Origin of the sequence: Nonomuraea sp. NEAU-A123 (assembly GCF_018603905.1) — a bacterium.
Lineage (GTDB): Bacteria > Actinomycetota > Actinomycetes > Streptosporangiales > Streptosporangiaceae > Nonomuraea.
Genome location: NZ_JAHFZZ010000002.1, coordinates 861,173 through 876,732, shown reverse-complemented (window position 1 = coordinate 876,732; position 15,560 = coordinate 861,173). Strand labels below are relative to the sequence as shown.

At 68.5% G+C, this 15,560-nt stretch carries 16 protein-coding genes and 1 pseudogene; 9 read left to right on the top strand and 8 right to left on the bottom strand.

Annotated elements, in window-relative coordinates:
* Nucleotides 1–729: 729 nt before the first annotated feature.
* The 4 genes from KLK06_RS08170 (at nt 730) to KLK06_RS08155 (ending at nt 3,970) form a co-directional block, all read left to right on the top strand.
* Nucleotides 730–1,887 carry a phosphatidylinositol-specific phospholipase C1-like protein gene (locus KLK06_RS08170; protein WP_214634670.1) on the top strand — a complete coding sequence of 386 codons (1,158 nt, stop codon included), beginning with the start codon at nt 730–732 and terminating at the stop codon, nt 1,885–1,887.
* Nucleotides 1,888–2,340: 453 nt separating this feature from the next.
* Nucleotides 2,341–2,583 carry a nitroreductase/quinone reductase family protein gene (locus KLK06_RS08165; protein ID WP_214634669.1) on the top strand — a complete coding sequence of 81 codons (243 nt, stop codon included), beginning with the start codon at nt 2,341–2,343 and terminating at the stop codon, nt 2,581–2,583.
* Nucleotides 2,580–3,194, top strand: a complete 615-nt coding sequence (locus tag KLK06_RS08160; protein WP_250904980.1) for a pentapeptide repeat-containing protein — start codon at nt 2,580–2,582, stop codon at nt 3,192–3,194. Before KLK06_RS08165 ends, KLK06_RS08160 begins: the two co-directional genes overlap by 4 nt.
* A gap of 137 nt (nt 3,195–3,331) precedes the next feature.
* Nucleotides 3,332–3,970: an NAD(P)-dependent oxidoreductase gene (locus KLK06_RS08155; RefSeq protein WP_214634668.1), complete on the top strand. Its 639-nt coding sequence runs from the start codon at nt 3,332–3,334 to the stop codon at nt 3,968–3,970.
* 95 nt (nt 3,971–4,065) lie between these two features.
* Here KLK06_RS08155 and KLK06_RS61350 read toward each other — a convergent pair whose 3' ends face one another.
* Together KLK06_RS61350 and KLK06_RS08145 are read right to left on the bottom strand one after the other, a co-directional pair.
* Entirely contained in the window at nt 4,066–4,677 is a 612-nt protein-coding gene (locus tag KLK06_RS61350) for a TetR/AcrR family transcriptional regulator (protein WP_214634667.1), read from the bottom strand.
* A 265-nt stretch (nt 4,678–4,942) separates the two neighbouring features.
* Complete coding sequence (locus KLK06_RS08145; RefSeq protein WP_214634666.1) at nt 4,943–5,662, bottom strand: SDR family NAD(P)-dependent oxidoreductase; 720 nt, start codon at nt 5,660–5,662, stop codon at nt 4,943–4,945.
* A gap of 373 nt (nt 5,663–6,035) precedes the next feature.
* On the opposite strand from KLK06_RS08145, the gene KLK06_RS08140 reads away from it, so the two are divergent.
* Complete coding sequence (locus KLK06_RS08140) at nt 6,036–6,413, top strand: DUF427 domain-containing protein (protein WP_214634665.1); 378 nt, start codon at nt 6,036–6,038, stop codon at nt 6,411–6,413.
* A gap of 201 nt (nt 6,414–6,614) precedes the next feature.
* Here the strand turns inward: KLK06_RS08140 and KLK06_RS08135 are convergent, their stop codons facing one another.
* A complete protein-coding gene (locus KLK06_RS08135) occupies nt 6,615–7,100 on the bottom strand; it encodes a MarR family winged helix-turn-helix transcriptional regulator (RefSeq protein ID WP_214634664.1) in 486 nt (161 codons plus the stop codon).
* 55 nt (nt 7,101–7,155) lie between these two features.
* Here KLK06_RS08135 and KLK06_RS08130 point away from each other — a divergent pair, with 55 nt between their 5' ends.
* Both KLK06_RS08130 and KLK06_RS08125 read left to right on the top strand, forming a co-directional pair.
* Nucleotides 7,156–8,358, top strand: coding sequence for a multidrug effflux MFS transporter (locus KLK06_RS08130; RefSeq protein ID WP_214634663.1), 1,203 nt, complete (start codon nt 7,156–7,158; stop codon nt 8,356–8,358).
* Nucleotides 8,355–9,347 (top strand): alpha/beta hydrolase, encoded by a 993-nt coding sequence (locus KLK06_RS08125; RefSeq protein WP_214634662.1) that lies wholly within the window; start codon nt 8,355–8,357, stop codon nt 9,345–9,347. Before KLK06_RS08130 ends, KLK06_RS08125 begins: the two co-directional genes overlap by 4 nt.
* Nucleotides 9,348–9,628: 281 nt before the next feature.
* Here the strand turns inward: KLK06_RS08125 and KLK06_RS08120 are convergent, their stop codons facing one another.
* From KLK06_RS08120 to KLK06_RS08110, 3 genes are all read right to left on the bottom strand, one after another.
* Nucleotides 9,629–10,657 (bottom strand): terpene synthase family protein, encoded by a 1,029-nt coding sequence (locus KLK06_RS08120; protein WP_214634661.1) that lies wholly within the window; start codon nt 10,655–10,657, stop codon nt 9,629–9,631.
* Nucleotides 10,654–11,208, bottom strand: a complete 555-nt coding sequence (locus tag KLK06_RS08115) for an EF-hand domain-containing protein (protein WP_214634660.1) — start codon at nt 11,206–11,208, stop codon at nt 10,654–10,656. The genes KLK06_RS08120 and KLK06_RS08115 overlap by 4 nt, the downstream gene beginning before the upstream one ends.
* 323 nt (nt 11,209–11,531) lie before the next feature.
* Nucleotides 11,532–12,251 carry an SDR family oxidoreductase gene (locus KLK06_RS08110; RefSeq protein WP_214634659.1) on the bottom strand — a complete coding sequence of 240 codons (720 nt, stop codon included), beginning with the start codon at nt 12,249–12,251 and terminating at the stop codon, nt 11,532–11,534.
* Nucleotides 12,252–12,374: 123 nt separating this feature from the next.
* Here KLK06_RS08110 and KLK06_RS08105 point away from each other — a divergent pair, with 123 nt between their 5' ends.
* Entirely contained in the window at nt 12,375–13,262 is an 888-nt protein-coding gene (locus tag KLK06_RS08105; protein ID WP_214634658.1) for a LysR family transcriptional regulator, read from the top strand.
* A gap of 123 nt (nt 13,263–13,385) precedes the next feature.
* Here KLK06_RS08105 and KLK06_RS08100 read toward each other — a convergent pair.
* Nucleotides 13,386–13,694: pseudogene (locus tag KLK06_RS08100) on the bottom strand (TetR/AcrR family transcriptional regulator); the annotation flags it as partial.
* Nucleotides 13,695–13,973: 279 nt separating this feature from the next.
* Complete coding sequence (locus KLK06_RS08095) at nt 13,974–14,159, bottom strand: hypothetical protein (RefSeq protein WP_214634657.1); 186 nt, start codon at nt 14,157–14,159, stop codon at nt 13,974–13,976.
* Between the two features lie 458 nt (nt 14,160–14,617).
* On the opposite strand from KLK06_RS08095, the gene KLK06_RS62245 reads away from it, so the two are divergent.
* A complete protein-coding gene (locus KLK06_RS62245) occupies nt 14,618–15,196 on the top strand; it encodes a response regulator transcription factor (protein ID WP_214634656.1) in 579 nt (192 codons plus the stop codon).
* Nucleotides 15,197–15,560: the final 364 nt, after the last annotated feature.

Below are 15,560 nucleotides of genomic sequence, written 5' to 3'. Positions count from 1 at the left end.
ATCGAGAACATCAACAGCTTCCGCGTCCAGCTGTCCCAATGGTCTCACCAGGGCTACCTCAACAAGATCGGACCAGCCCTCTACGGCCCCCTGCCCACCAGCACTTAAGCCTTTGTCAGCAGGCTCTAAGAGAATCATGATCAGGGACGGGGTCGTTCGCACGCGCATGGCGGGCTCCTTGACCGATCTGTCGAGATCATCGTCAATGACGGGAAACTCGTAGAATATGCCGTTTTCGACGCCTCAACAATGATCTGATCCGTCACCTGTCGCGGCGCCGGCCCCGCGAGCTGCGCGTCCGGCCGCTCCGGCGATGTAATTTTCAAGGTCCGCGGGCGGTTGCCGTCAATTGCCATGGGGCCGCCGGCGCAGGTGCGCGACGGAAGGCCATCGAACAGGCCCTCACCGAATTGCGGGATGGACACCAGCGCCAGCCGGGCAGGGGCAGCGCAGGGCGGCCATGCGTAGAGAGCGACACCAACGACCGACTTTCGACAAGATCAACAAAGAAGCTCCAGCTGAACGAGATCTCTGGCCTCAGTTGGCGATCTGTACGCTATGCGAATCTGTGGTCGCACCCCCGTGACTTCGAAGTGTAAATCTGCGCGGTATCAGCGGTGAATCTGGACGTTTGCGCATTTTTCTTGGCTTGTTTGGATATTTCGTGATCGTGAGTTAACCGGGGCCTCAGACGGTCTCTCCCATCACATCACGAACGCTAGGAGCTCCATGCGCCGCGCCCCCGCCCTGATCGCCGCCGGTCTGCTGGCCGCCACCACCGCCGCTACTGTGGTTCATGCTGTGCCTGCCGCCGCAACCGCTGCTGCTGCGGGTCGCGGGCCGCTGCGGATCAACCACATCCAGACCATGGCCACGCACAACAGCTACCACCGGGAATTGACCGACGCCGAGAAGGACGTTCAGCGCAAAACCGACGCCAACTGGTGGAACCTGCAATTCTCCCACCCCGCGCTCCCGCGCCAGTTCCAGGACCAGCACGTGCGCGGCATCGAACTCGACGTGTTCCCCGACCCGAAAGGCGGCCTCTACACCGCCCCGCTCGTCCGCCGCGACGCGGGCCTGCCGCCGCTGACCGACCCCGCGCTGCGGGAACCCGGCTTCAAGGTGCTCCACTGGGCCGACCACGACTACGGCACCAACTGCTCCACCCTGGTCACCTGCCTGCGCCAGGTACGGGAGTGGTCCGACGCGCACCCCGGACACGTGCCGCTGACGATCCTGACCGAACTGAAGAGCACGGACCCGGCCAAGGAGGCCCTCGGCGGCGCCAAGAGCCCGAAGTGGGACACCACCCTGCTGGACGCGCTCGACGCCGAGATCCACTCCGTGTTCCCGGCCGACCGCCTCATCACCCCGGACAACGTACGCCGCCCCGGCAAGACCCTGGAACAGTCGGTGCTCCAGTACGGCTGGCCCGAGCTGTCGTCGTCGCGCGGCAAGGTGATGTTCTTCATGGACAACCAGGCGACGGAGATCCAGACCCCGTACCTGACCGGCCGGCCCAGCTTGGAGGGCAGGGTGCTGTTCACCAACTCCCGCCCCGGCCATGCCGACGCCGCGTTCGTCGGCTGGAACGAGCCGCAGGGCGACAACACCGCCCAGATCCAGGACCTCGTCCGGCGCGGCTATTACGTGCGCACCCGCTCCGACGTACCGTTCGTCGAGGCCCGCTCGGGCGACACGAGCCGGCTGCGAGCCGCCCTCGACAGCGGCGCGCAGATGGTCAGCACGGACTTCCCCGTGGTCGGCCTGTCGGCGAGGCACGGCAGCGACTACACGGCCGAACTGCCCGGCGGCGGGGTCGCCCGCTGTAACCCGGTGAACGCACCGACCGGCTGCCGGGACCAGTCCTTGGAGAAGCACTGACCACCTGAGGGCTGATCTCCTGAGGGCTGACTGCCTGGCTGATCTCCTGAGAGCCGACTAGCTGAAGGACGACCGCCCCGCCCGCCCTGCCAACTAGGCTTGCCCGCCCGCCCTGCCAACTAGGCTGCCCGGCTGCCCGGCTGCCCGTCCGCCCGTCCGAGTCGACCAGCCACCATCGTCACCCCCGTTCCTCCCCGGTCCGGGCCTGGCCCCCGTCACGCGCACTGGGACGGGCTGCCCCGGCGGGTTTTCAGCGGTCCGTCGGCGTGGTGGCGGGGGCGAGTCGGCGCGGGTCGGATGGGCGCCGGCCATCGGCACGACGCCCCAGGTTCCGGCCTCCAGGTTCCGGCCCGCACGTTCCGGCCTGCCGTGACCGGCCACACCCGTACGCGGCCGGAACGGATTCTGTCGGTGGCGCGTGGGAGGCTCGCGGGGACGCGGGAGGAGGGCTCCATGGAAGCGCGTGAGATCACGGACAGCCTGGCCAGGAACCTCAACCTCGCCACCGACCCGGCCGTGCACCTGCAGGTCAGCGCCGACCACTTCTCGCGCCGCGCCCACACCGCCGACGGCGCGGAGCGGGAACGGCTGTCGGAGTCGATGCTGCGGATCTTCCCCACCTACTCCGGCATGCAGCGCAAGACACAGAGGGAGCTGCCCGTGGTCGTCATCGAGCGAACGGAGGTCGCCGGATGATGGCCGACCGCAAACAAAGCCGTCCCCCGACCGGCACGGCGGTCCGATCGGCCGACTGGGACGGCCGCGACCTGACGCAGGAGACCTACCATCAGGTCCTGTTCGTCGACGTGGACATGACGGAGCTGACCAACAGCGGCTCCGTCTTCGAGGAGTGCACGTTCAGCGACGTGCGTTTCAACGTGTCCGTGCACGAGGACGCGATGTTCCTCAACTGCACGTTCTCGCGCTGCTCGTTCTTCGACGCGACGTTCAAGGCGTGCAAGATGACGGGCAGCATGTTCGACGGCTGCTCCTACGGGCTGCTGAAGGTCGAGGGCGGCGACTGGTCGTTCACCGGCCTGCCCGGCGCCGACCTGCGGGGCAGCGCTTTTCACGGGGTACGCCTACGCGAGGCCGACCTGACGGGCGCCCGGCTGGAGAAGGCCGAGGTGTTACGTTGCGACCTTTCGGGGGCGTGGCTCAACGGCGCCGACCTCACGGGCTGCGATCTGCGGGGCAGCGACCTGTCCGACCTGGACCCGTCGACGGTCACGCTGAAGAAGGCGATCATCGACTCCTTCCAGGCGACCGTGGTGGCCACCGCACTGGGCTTCGACGTCCGCGCGTAGGAGGCTGTGCCCCCTCTCGACGCCTTGCCGCGTCGCGGTTTCCCGCACCCCTGCCCGTTCTCAAGGCATGACAATTTCCTCTGACTTGACTGGTTAGTGAGTCCTCACTCACTATAGGCATGGGCAAAGGAGGCACCATGAAGCTGACGATCTTCGGAGCGACCGGAGGCACCGGCACCGAACTGCTTCGTCAGGCGCTCGCCGCCGGGCACGAGGTGACCGCCGTGGTCCGCGACCCCCGGCGGCTGCCCGCAGACCTGCCGTCCGGCCTCGACATCTTCCAGGCCGACCTGATGGACCCCGACGCCATCGCGCCCGCCGTGAAGGACCGCGACGCCGTACTGTCCGCGATGGGCTCCCGCGATCGGGCGCCCACCACGGTGTGCGCCGACAGCATCAGCGCCATCGCCACGGCCATGGAGCGTGGCCGCACGCGGCGCCTGCTCATGACCAGCGCCAGCGGCCTCGTGGCCGACGCGGGCGACGGAGTGCTCGTCCGGTACGTGGTCAAGCCGCTCATCGTGCAGCGACTCTTCAAGCACTCCTACGCCGACCTGCGCGAAGCCGAACGTCGGCTGCGTGCCACGAACCTCGACTGGACCATCGTGCGGCCGAGCCGCCTGACCGACGGCGCACCGACGGGCCGTTACCGCACGGCGTGGGACACCAACCTCAGGGGCGGCCTCAGCACGACCCGCGCCGACGTGGCCCACTGCCTGCTCGCGCTGGCCGCTGATCCCGCGTCGGTGCGCCACGCCGTTTCGGTGGCCTCCTGATCCTTTGACGCCTCATGCTCTTGGTGAGCCGTCGCGGTGACGGGAATGCCGGCCGATGCTGCGTCGCCGCGCTGTCACGTTCCGGCTCGTCCTCATCATCCTCGTGGGATCCGAGCGGAGGCATCCCCGTCTCTGACTGCCGCATCGAACAGCGCGGCAGCCGCCGCACGAGCAGTGGTCGCCGCCGACGGATCCTGGTCCATCCGCGCCGAAACCCCCGCGCCGTCGTACAGAAGGTGCAGCTGCCTCGCGAGGCCTTCAAAGTCGGCGACGCCGGCCTCCCGTGCCAGATCCGTGAACAGCGTCCTCACCCACAGCCGGTATCGCTCCGCCGCGCACTCGATCGGACTACCGGGCCGCGCCTCCGCGCTGGCCGTCATATGCGCACAGCCGTTGAAATCGGGCTCGGTGAACAGCTGACCCTGTGCGTCGAAAACCCCCAGCAGACGCTCACGAGGGGTCCGAAACCGGGTCAGGGTGCGCTCAACCTGCTCACGCGTATCGGCGTGGCGGGCGTCCAAGTAGGCCTGCACCAGCTCGTCTTTGCTCCCGAACAGGTTGTAGAGCGACGCCTTGGCAACGCCGGCCTTCTGCACGATGCGGTCGATGCCGACGGTCTGCACGCCTTCGCGGTAGAACAGGTCGTCGGCGGCGGCCAGAAGACGTTCACGCGCGGACGGCTTTGAGGCGTTGACCTTGCTGGGCATGGGGGCTTCCTTCTTCAGACTGGAGGTACAGTCTACTGCTCCATTCGGAGGCATATTCGACTTCTACCGGGGATAATACGACTAGACAGACCTGTCTTCCCAGTTAGCGCACCGAGGTGGTCGCCGCGCTACTGGTGGGCCCCGTGGTTGTCGTCCGGGTAGATGATCAGTTGGTTGTCAGGCCGCCGTCGACCGGCCCGGCCGATGCCGGTGATCAAAATGGCAGGCTTGCCCATTTCTCGGCTCCTCATAGATGCGGTACGGATCAGACGGCGGTACGTCCGCCGTCGACAGGGATGACGGCGCCGGTGATGTAGCCGGCAGCCGGCGAGGCCAGGAAGGCGATGACGTCCCCGATCTCCTCTGCCTCCGCGGTGCGAGACAGAAGCGTGGTTTTCCCGAGGGCTGTGAGACTTTCCCTCGACGAGCCGCCGGTGTAAGCCGGTCCGGGGGCGATGGTGTTGACTCGCACACCCTGCGGGCTGTATTCGGCGGCCCAGGAGCGGGTCAGCGAGGTGAGCGCGGCCTTGGTGGCGCTGTAGGCGGCGCCGCCTGCGAGGCCGATCTGCCCGGCCATGCTGCCCAGGTTGATGACGGTGCCCCGGCCGCGCTCGGCCATCTTCGGCGCGATAGCGGCCGTGAGGTAGTACGCACTGCGTACGTTGGCGTCGAACAACTCGTCGTACCTGTCGGGGTCCAGGTCGGCGGTGGGACCGAACCAGGCGAACCCGGCGTTGTTGACGAGGACGTCGACGTCCCCGGCCACAGCCGCTAGCTGCCTGATGGCGCGGACGTCGGTGAGGTCGGCGGCGAGGAACTCGGCGCTGCCGCCGGCGCTCTCGATCTCCTTGACCACCGCGGCCCCGCGCTCGGCGTCGCGGCCGTGAACCAGGACTCTGAATCCGTCCTGGGCGAGCTTCAACGCTGCGGCCCGGCCGATCCCGGACGTCGCGCCTGTCACCAGTGCTGTGCGCATCTCGGTCATAGTTGCGCCTTCTTCGATTAGTTAGACCTGTCTGTCTTGGCTTACTGTCCAGTAGAGTGATCTGATCTCGTCTTGTCAAATCTGAGTGATCAACATGGCATCTACACTGCTGTCTTATGCCTAGAAAGGGCGGCTTGTGCGATTGAAGCATCAACTAGACAGACTAGTCTACTCATGCGCTCATGGTGGGAAGCAGTACCACCTTGATTCGGAGCGTCGTTTGACGGCGCCGACGCCGCACAGTTCTGGGCCGCCGCCCTGGACCGTAAAGTCACCGCCGGGACCGACGAAACTCAAAGAGGCCGAGAGCGGTGGCGCCCGGTGGACCACGTTCGCCGATTGAGCCACCCGCCACCAGAACGAGGAGAAGACCATGACGACACGGGAACCCAAGATCCCCGGAGCCGACCATCCGATCACCATCGAGAAGACGGGTCAGCGCGTCGTAGCGCGCGTCGGCGAGCGCGTCGTCGCCGACACAACCAGGGCCCTGACACTGCGGGAAGCGAACTACCCGCCGGTCCAGTACATCCCGCTCGGCGACGTCGACCAGACGCTGCTCGCAGCCACCGACACCCGGACGTACTGCCCGTACAAGGGCGACGCGTCCTACTACAGCATCGCCCTCGCCGAAGGCGGCCTGGCCGACGCGGTGTGGTCCTACCGCGAGCCATACGACGCCGTCGTAGACATCGCCGACCACGTCGCCTTCTACACCGACCGGGTGGAAGTCGTAGTCGGCGCCTCCTGAGCGCGACGAAGCCGCTGTCCGTTCTGGCTGGACGGTGACCCGGTGATCATGGGGGCCAGAGTGCCGGCATGGCCGACGCCTGGCCCTCCTCGCCCGGCGACGTGTGTGTCGCGCCCGGCCGGCTCGTCGTCCTGGCCTAGACCACGCTGCCGATGGCTGAGATCGGCACCACCTCACGACATCCGCAACGCGCTCACCAGCTCACATGCGCTTGCCCAGGACATCGGCCAACAGGTTCAGCGCCTCGATCACGCGTTCGCGATCCGCGCCCAGCCCCTCCAGCAACTCGGCCTCCCGAGCCAGTTGCCGGGGGAAGATCGCATCGACGGCCGCTTCGCCCGCGGGCGTCAGCCGTACCAACGAGGCACGCCGATCGGCCGGGCTGGGTTCTCGCACGACCAGACCACGACTCTCCAGCCGGGTCAGCGTCTTGCTGATCGCCGCACGCGAGTGGCGCATCTGATCGGCCAGCCGGCGCGCGATGGTCGGGCTGGGGTCATGCCGCAACCGTAGACACACGTCGAGCTCCGTGCCGGTGAGCGCGGCGTCGACGTACAGCGGGTCCAGCGCCTCGCCCAGCAGGGCGATGACACGTTTGAGCGGGCCGATCACCTCCATCGGGGAAGTGTCGAGGTCGGGACGGGCCGCGGCCCACAGCTCACGGACGCGATCGGTACTCCGGCTCATGCCATCCTCACCACAACATTGTTAACTGGTTGACTACTAGGTTACCTTTGTTGCCATGATAGAGACCACAGCGCTCCGGCGCCCCATCCTGTTGCTGGGCATCTTGGGCCTGCTCACCGCAGTGGCGCCCCTGGCCATCGACATGTACGTGCCCGGCTTTCCCGAGCTCGGCCGAGAGCTGGCCGCGGGCGAGCCGACGGTGCAGATGTCGATGAGCGCCTTCCTGATCGGGCTGGTCGCCGGCCAGTTGGTGATCGGGCCACTCAGCGACGGACTGGGCCGACGCCGGCTGCTGGTGACGGGCACCGCTGCCTTCGCGCTGCTGTCGGCCTGTTGCGCGCTGATGCCGACAGCGCCGCTGCTGGTGGCCGGCCGTTTCCTGCAGGGCTGCGCGGGGGCGGCCGGGCTGGTGCTGGCCCGCGCGGTGCTGACCGACCGCTTCGCCGGGCCGCGGCTGCCGGTCTACTTCTCGATCCTGGCGATGATCCTGGGAGTGGCGCCGGTCCTCGGTCCGCTGCTGGGCGGCATGATCGTGACCGCCTACGGCTGGCGTGCGGTGTTCTGGGCGCTGACCGCCCTCGGTCTGGTGATGCTGGCGGCAACCTTGCTGGGCGTGCCGGAGTCCCTGCCGCCCGCCCGGCGATCACCCGGCGGCCTCCGGCCGGCATTCGCCTCCATGGCGGCGCTGCTGCGCCAGCGCGCCTTCACCGGGTACACCCTGACGCTCGGCCTGGCCGCCGGCGCGATGTTCGTCTACATCGGGGGCTCCAGCTACGTCTTCCAGAACGGCTTCGGGCTGAGCGCCGTGCAGTACGGGCTGGTGTTCTCCGTCAACGCCGCCGCCATGCTCGTCGCCAGCGCAGGTTTCGGCCTCACCGCCCGGCGGGTGGCGCTGCCCGCGCTGCTGTCGGGCTACCTCGCCATCGGCACACTCGGCGCGCTCGCGCTGGTCATCCAGGCCACGCTGGCGCCCACCTTGGCCGGCACCTGGCTGTGCCTGGCCGTCATGCTGTTCGGCATCGGCGGTATCTTCCCCGCCGTCACCACCATCACCCAGACCATCGGCCACGCCCGCGCCGGTGCCGCATCCGCGCTGTCCGGCGCCGCCGCCTACCTGTTCGGCGCCCTGGCCGCCCCGCTGAGCGGCGCCACGCTGCGCGCGATGGCGTTGGTCATGCTGGCCGCCATGGCGCTGGCCGTCTTGGCACTACTGGCAGCGCGCCCATGGCGTCCCCTGCCCGAAAGGAGCTTCGCATGAACACCATGCGCCTGATCATGGCACTGGCCGCACTGAGCGGCCGCCCGATCCGCCTGTCCAGCGTGGCCGCCCCCGATGACGACCCCGACAGCATCCGGCTGCACGTAGAGTCCGCCGACCAGATCAAGCCCGGCCGCAGCGCCCGCGCGTATCGAGGGATCGTGTACGCCGCTCCGGCACGCAAGCTGCGCATGGACATCCTGACCCCGCAGGCGCCCGGCCCGTACCCGCTGGTGCTGTATCTGCCCGGAGGCGGTTTCGTCACCGCCCGGCGCGCGATGGCCGCCCGCCAGCGCCACTGCGTCGCCCAGGCAGGGTTCGCGGTGGCCAGCATCGACTATCGCACTGTCCGTGACGGCGCCACCTACCTGGATGGACTGGCCGACGTCGCCGCGGCGCTGAGCTTTCTGCGCCTCCACGCCGACCATTACGGGATCAACCCCGCCCGGACCGCGCTGTGGGGCGAATCCGCGGGCGGCTACCTGGCTGCCATGGCCGCAACCGACCCCGGCAGTGGCGTCGCGGCGGTAACCGGCTCGGGAGTCGACGCGGTGATCGACGTGTTCGGCGCTTCCCACCTGGCTACCATCGCCGATGGCTTCGACCCGGCCACGGTGACCGCCTACACCACGACGGGCGCAGCACTGCCCACCTACCTGCTCGGACCCGGCCGGGCCTTTGCCGACCACCCCGCCGAAGTGATCAACGCCGACCCGGCCAGCCACATCACATCCGAGACTCCGCCGTTTCTCTTGCTACACGGCAGCGACGACCGCATCGTGACACCTGCGCAAACCGCCCGCCTGCACCAAGCCCTGCGCCGTGCCGACGTGGACAGCACCCGGTATGTACTTCAGGGCGCCGGCCACGGCGCGCTGTCGAGCGCTCCCCGAATCTGGACCAGCACGCAAGTCATGGCGATCATCGTGAACTTTCTCCGCTCCCGGCTGGGAGTCACTCCAGAATCCGACAACAAGGCCAGCACCTGATCACTCAGCCCCGGCCCCCTCCGTGAGCAGGTCCCGCAGGTGGCAGCCCGCTATGCCCGACCAGGCTCCGGTGGGGGAGGTGCGAGCTCCACGCGCAGAGGGTCGCGGTGGTCTGGCCGCATCTCGACACCCCACATGCCTCAGACGGTGACGGGCAAGGAGGGCCTCGCGTGCCGCGCGGCTGAGGACGGCCTGCGTGGTCGCGGATAAGCCGAAACGGTTCCAGTAGGTGAGGATGTGGGCCGGCGGTTGTGGAGAACTGGCTCTGCGGGCACGCTGGCTCACTCGCGGGCCGGCCATGCCCCGGCCTGCGACGTACTGCTGGACAACGGCCGGTAACGGGCCGCTTCGCAGGTCCACTCCAGGGTGGCGTGGGGAAGCGCGAGGTAGGCGCAGGCGACCTTGCTGGCTGCCCGGGCGCTGCCGTGGGACAGGTCGAGGCGCCGGTAGACGGCGGGTAGCGCGCGTGCGGCTCGGCGCAGGTCGGTGGTGCGGGCGGCGATGCGGTCGATCACCCAGGAGATGGCCGCGGCAGGGGACAGGCCGAGATGGTGCTGGGCGGCCAGGACGTAGTTGGACAGATCGGCCTCGTGCTCGTCCTTGTCCAAAGTGAGGACGTCGTTGCACCAGACGGCCACGTCGTTGGCGGCGTCGGCAAGGTCGCTCCAGGCCGGCAGGCACGCCAGGGACGCGGGCAGTTCGGTGCCGAGGACGGCCTCGCCCGCGTCGAAGATGAACGAGGCGGAGGCGACGCGGCGGTGGCGTGGGTAGTCGGCCAGTGGGCTGAACTGCCCGGTGCGTCTGGTGCGGATCTCCCAGTGGGTGCTCTGGCGGTTGAGCTCCAGGTGGGCACGGAACCGGCCGCGCCAGGCAGGGCTCATGTCTGCCGACGTGACCTGCCAGAGCTGGGTGAAGGCGCGTTCCATGGGGTCGGCGTGCGCTGGTTCGCGATCGTGGTCGACCACGTGGAGCAGCCGGGTGTAGGTGTGGTCGATCTCTTGCGGGGTGGGGCAGGAGCGCTCGTCCCAGTGGTCATCGAGCAGCACGACCCAGGTGAGCCATTGAGAGAACTGCACGAGTTTGTCGTCGCTGGAGTCGGTGAAGACCCGTCCGGCCATGCGGTGGCCGTCGATGGCGTGCAGCCGCCGCGAAGCCTTAGGGTCGTCGGCCAGTCCGGCCTGCCGAGCCCAGCACAGCACCTGCTGCCCGGCGGCATCGACGCGCGGGTGCATGCGGCACCGGCCGCGCAGGGCGGGGACTCGCTGGAGGAGGGGGCGCAGGTGCGGCCGGGCATCGGCCAGTGCCGTCATGGGGTCGGAAGGCTGCCGAAGAGCAGGTTGCCGATCGCGCTGGGGTCGGCGGAGGTGTAGTAGTCACGCGCCGCGTGGAGGAGTTCGCCACGGCTCAGCGCGCCGTCGCCGTCGAGGTCGAGCGCGGCGAAGGCCTGCTCGCTGTCCTGCTCGGACCGGCCGAACGCCTCGTGGATCAACTGGAACTCCTCCGGCTGGATGAGGCCGTCGCCGTCGGTGTCGGCCACGGCGAGCACCGCGTCGATCGCCGGGCGGAAGATCGGCTCGAAGCGGTCGCCGTCGATGAACGAGGCGATCAGCGAGGAACGGTACTCGTCCGGAGTGATGCGGCTGTCGTGGTTGAGGTCGGCCGCGTCGGCGATCGTGTCCCAGAGGCTGTCGAAGGAGTCGGCCACGCGCCGGCCTTGTGTCCCGGCCGGCGAGGCTCCGAAGCCGGCGAGCAGCCGGGCGCCGAGGCCCTGCAGGTCGTCACGGGTGATGACGCCATTGCCGTCGACGTCGATGTAGGTGAACGACCGGTCTATCTTGAGGACCTGGAGATCCGTGGCCATGCGCTGCCCTTCGTCGCTGATGCAGGATGTCCCGCAGGTATGAGGGACTTGAGAACGACTCCCGACAGTCACTCTATGCATCTCTTTGATCGCTATATGTAGCCGATGCGTGACAAGATCGTTGCTCGGCACGTCGTGACGATCTGGTGCTGTCCCCGGTCGGCACGACTCGGGCGGGCTCGACAGTTCGCGCGTCACCAGGTCAAGCAGTCTCATAGCCATCGCATGAGTCGGTCCCGGCCGCCCGCGCGGCGTACGGCGCCAGCCTGGTTGTCATCCGGTGCCGGACGGTCTGTCGCCCATAGGGGTGGGCGCGGTCTGGATCAGACGAGGACGTGCCCACCGTCGACGGTGAGGACGGTTCCGGTAGCGAACGGCTCTGTCATCAGGAACACGTAGGCTCGGGCGATGTCCTCGACCTCGCCGACCCGCCCCACCGGGATCGCGGCGGCGAGTTCGGTGTACATCCGCTCGCGCTCCTCGTCCCCCATCCCGGACCACAGCGGGGACCGTATGAAGCCGGGCGACACGACGTTCACCCTGATGGGCGCGAGTTCGACGGCCAGCGCCTTGGTCAGCGCCTCCATGGCGCCGCAGATGCTTGCCGCGACCGCCCAGCCCGGGCCCGGCCGGTCCTTGGCGATGCCGGTGGTGAGGGTGATCGAACCATCCTTGCGCAGGTACGGCAGCGCGGCGCGGACCGCACCCAGCGCGCCGAAGTAGCGCAGCGCGAAAAGGTGCCCCGCCGCGTCCAGGTCGAGCGTGTCCAGCGGCATCAGCGTCAGCGGCTCACCGGCGGTGTAGACCAGGTGGGCGAACTCGCCAAGGTCGTCGAAGAGCCGGCCCACCGCCCGGGCGTCGGTGAGGTTGACGACGCGGCCGTCGCAGCGGTCGGGCAGCCGGGTGAGTGCGTGGTCGACACTGGCCCGCCGGCTAGAGGCGACCGTGACCACGGCACCCTGTCGCGCGGCCGCCTCCGCGGTGGCCAGCCCGATACCCGAGGTGCCGCCGAGCACGACGACGCGTTGACCCTGCAGATCCATGATTCGGTCCTTCAGATAGGGCGATTCGACACCTCTACGATGGACCCGGTCCATCGCCGCCGTCCAAGACCCTCTGCCACGACTGTAATACCCTGTGGGCATCAAAGGCGGGAGGAGGCGCTGGTGGACGTCGATCTGCGGAAGCTGCGATATTTTGTTGCGGTGGCCGAGCGGCTGCATTTCGGGCGGGCGGCCGAGGCACTGCACATCGCGCAACCCGTGCTGTCCCGCCAGATCCGGGCACTTGAGGACGAGTTCAAGGTTCAGCTCTTCGTACGCACCAGGCGGGCCACCGAACTCACCTCTGCGGGCGAGCAACTGCTCGCCGACGCCGGCCCGCTGCTGGCCTCGGCCGAGGCGCTGCGCCGCCGCGTCAGTCGCGCCGCACGCGGCGCCGACATCTTCACCGTCGGATTCATGCCTGGGCTGATCGTCACTCCGGCGGTCCGGGCACTGCGCGAACGTCACCCCGGGCTGACCGTGGAGGTGGTGCGCACGACCTGGGAGGATCAGACCGAGACCATCCACGACGGGCGGGTGGACATCGGCTACGTGCGCTTGCCGATCGACCAGCGGGGGCTGCGAGTCCGGCCGCTGATGAGCGAGCCGCGTGTCGCCGTGCTGCCTGCCGGCCACCATCTGGCGGGCAAGGACATGATCGGCATCGCCGACCTCACCGACGAACACCTCCTCCAAGACCCCGATGCCGTTCCCGAATGGCGCGACATCGCCACCGAGCTGCGGCGGCCGGGAAGGCGTCGCCCTGCGCCGGTCTTTCACGCTGTGGAGGAGAAACTGGAACACGTCGCCGCGGGCCACGGCGTCGTTGTCCTGCCGCTGTCGGTGGTGGCCTTCTACACCCGGCCGGACGTCACCTACGTCCCGGTCACCGACATTCCGCCGAACCAGGTGTGCCTGGCCTGGGACAGCGCCCGCCGGAACCCCCTGATCGGCGAGTTCGCCGCCATCGCGACGGACCTCGGGGCCGACGGCCCGTCACCTGCCCTGTGACGCCTGCTCCTGCCTCCAGATCACGCCGATGCAGTTGGCCGGTAACGTGCGGGCAGCCGCCAGGTTTTCGACACTCCCGCTCGTTTCGAGGGGCCGTGGGAGCTGGGCTGTTGCGGGCCGGGTCTACTTGTGGCGCAGTGCCTCGAGCATCCGTGAGAGTGCGGCCCAGGTGTCGGCCAGGTCGTTGGGGTTGGTTGATGTGGCCAGCCACAGGGCAGCCTCGTTCATGGCGCCGGACAGCAGGTGGGTGAGTGGTTCGACCGGTTGAGGGGCGATGGTTCCTTGTTCGATGAGAGTGGTGAGCGCTTCGGCTAGATGGTGTGCCGACGCGCCCTCGTCCATCGCGCGCCATTCGCTCCAGCCGAGCACGGCAGGGGCGTCGATGAGCATGATCTGTTGGACGTCCGGGTCGGTGCTCGCGGTGAGGAACGCTGTCGCCGCCCGGGACGCCGGAGCGCGAGTCATCGCCGCAGGGCGTGACCACAACGCGCTCGCCGCCGCCTACGCCGGCGAGCCCGGGGTCACCACCGAAACCGTTGACCTCAGCCGCAGGCAAGCATCTCCGCCGCCGCAGTGACCCCGGAGATTGCTGTGGAGACCGGGCGTCACGGACTCACCCCGCGATGACCTGCACCACGGGGTGGCCGCGATTCCGTTTCAACGCGATCCCGCTGCCCGCCGACAGGGCGTCCATCGCAGCGGTCATCTAGGTCAACGTGCGCGGTCCTCGTCGTCCTCGTCCCCAGGGACGGGATCCTGCGCCATTGTGGCGGCAGCCTGGGCGGCGATGGCCGTGCTCGGCGTGTGGGCCGCGCTTGCGGATGGCGTGGTGAGCGCCATCGGACCGATGATTGCGGATGCCACCACGGCGGCGGCAACTAGAAGGCGTTCGAGCATCAGAGATCACTCCGTGACGTGATGAGCGCCCAGATGATGCCGGGCTGACGGAGCGTCGACTTGGGCTCCCCCGGGAAGCGCCAGTACGGCGCATGAAGCATTTCTCACTCTAGCGAGGGTGGTCCGCGGAGTCTCCCGGCAAGAGGCAAAGCTGTAGAAAGGCGCAGGCCGCATGCGAGCGTGACTCCACGACGGCTGTGCTCCGCCTGGCTCGGCTTTATCCGTACCGGCACCCCCACCACCGACACCCCCTGGGCCCAGTACACAAGAGACTCTCCCGCCACGCACCGCTGGAATGCCTAGCTCCCGGACGCCTGCGCATCACACTGACGAGGTCGGCGGGCGTGGAGGACGAAGGCCGGGGGTGCGTTGCGCCAGATGGTCCGGCTGGGCACGACCTCCTCGAACAGTTCGGACAGCAGGCGGCGGAAGCGCTTGGCGGAGGGGAGGGGTACGGCGTGGAGGTAGGTGAAGGCGGTGAAGGCTCCCTGCCGTCCGAGTCCGGCGGCCACCGCTTCCAGGAGCTGATGCTGAAGGGAGGCAGAAAGGAGCGCCCAGGGAAGGCCGCTGACGATGACGTCGGCGCGGTCGATGCCGCGTTCGCCGAGCAGGCGCGGCAGCCGGCGCGGGCCAGCATGGAGCAGGCACTGGCTCTCGCCGAGCCGGACCGGCTGATCTTCCCGTTCGCGATGACCGGCGCGTGGCAGCTGCTGAAAGCCCTGCGGGGAACCTCGCACACCGCACTGGTCGCCGACATCCTCGGCGCCGTCCACGACGGCGCTCCCGCGAAAGCGGAGCATCCACCCGGCCTGAAGCTCAGCCCCAGCGAGCTACGGGTGCTGCGTTACCTGCCGACGAACCTCACCCGGCTCGAGATCGCCAGCGAGCTCCCGGTTTCCCTCCACACCATCAACACCCACATCCGCCGTATCTACGCCAAGCTCGGCGCCACCGACCGCTCGTCGGCGGTGCAACGCGGCCGCGACCTGCGGCTCCTGTCACCTACCCAAAGCCATCGCCAGGGAGCCCACGGCTAGACCTTGCTGTTGCGGACGAGCTGGCCGCGGTTCCAGCCCGAGGCTGTTATTACCCCCTAAACCAGTAGGAAATATTGACTTTTCGGAGATCGCGGCTTAGCTTCGTTGGTATGAGCCAGGGCATTCTTCTGACCAGGCGCTCTCACGTGGATTTCTGCCACGTAGCCAGCGCACAGTGTCGTTGATCACGGACCCGTAGCCGCCGAATCCCACCCGCGCGCTCCCGGCGTGGCCGGCGCCGCCCACGCCCTCACCGCCGACTTCTCCTTTCCGCCGCGCCCCGGCAGCCGCCGGAGCGCCGCGTGAGCATGCCTTCTCCGTGAGGAACTTTCTCGTGATCATGCCATCACCCACATCCGGCCAC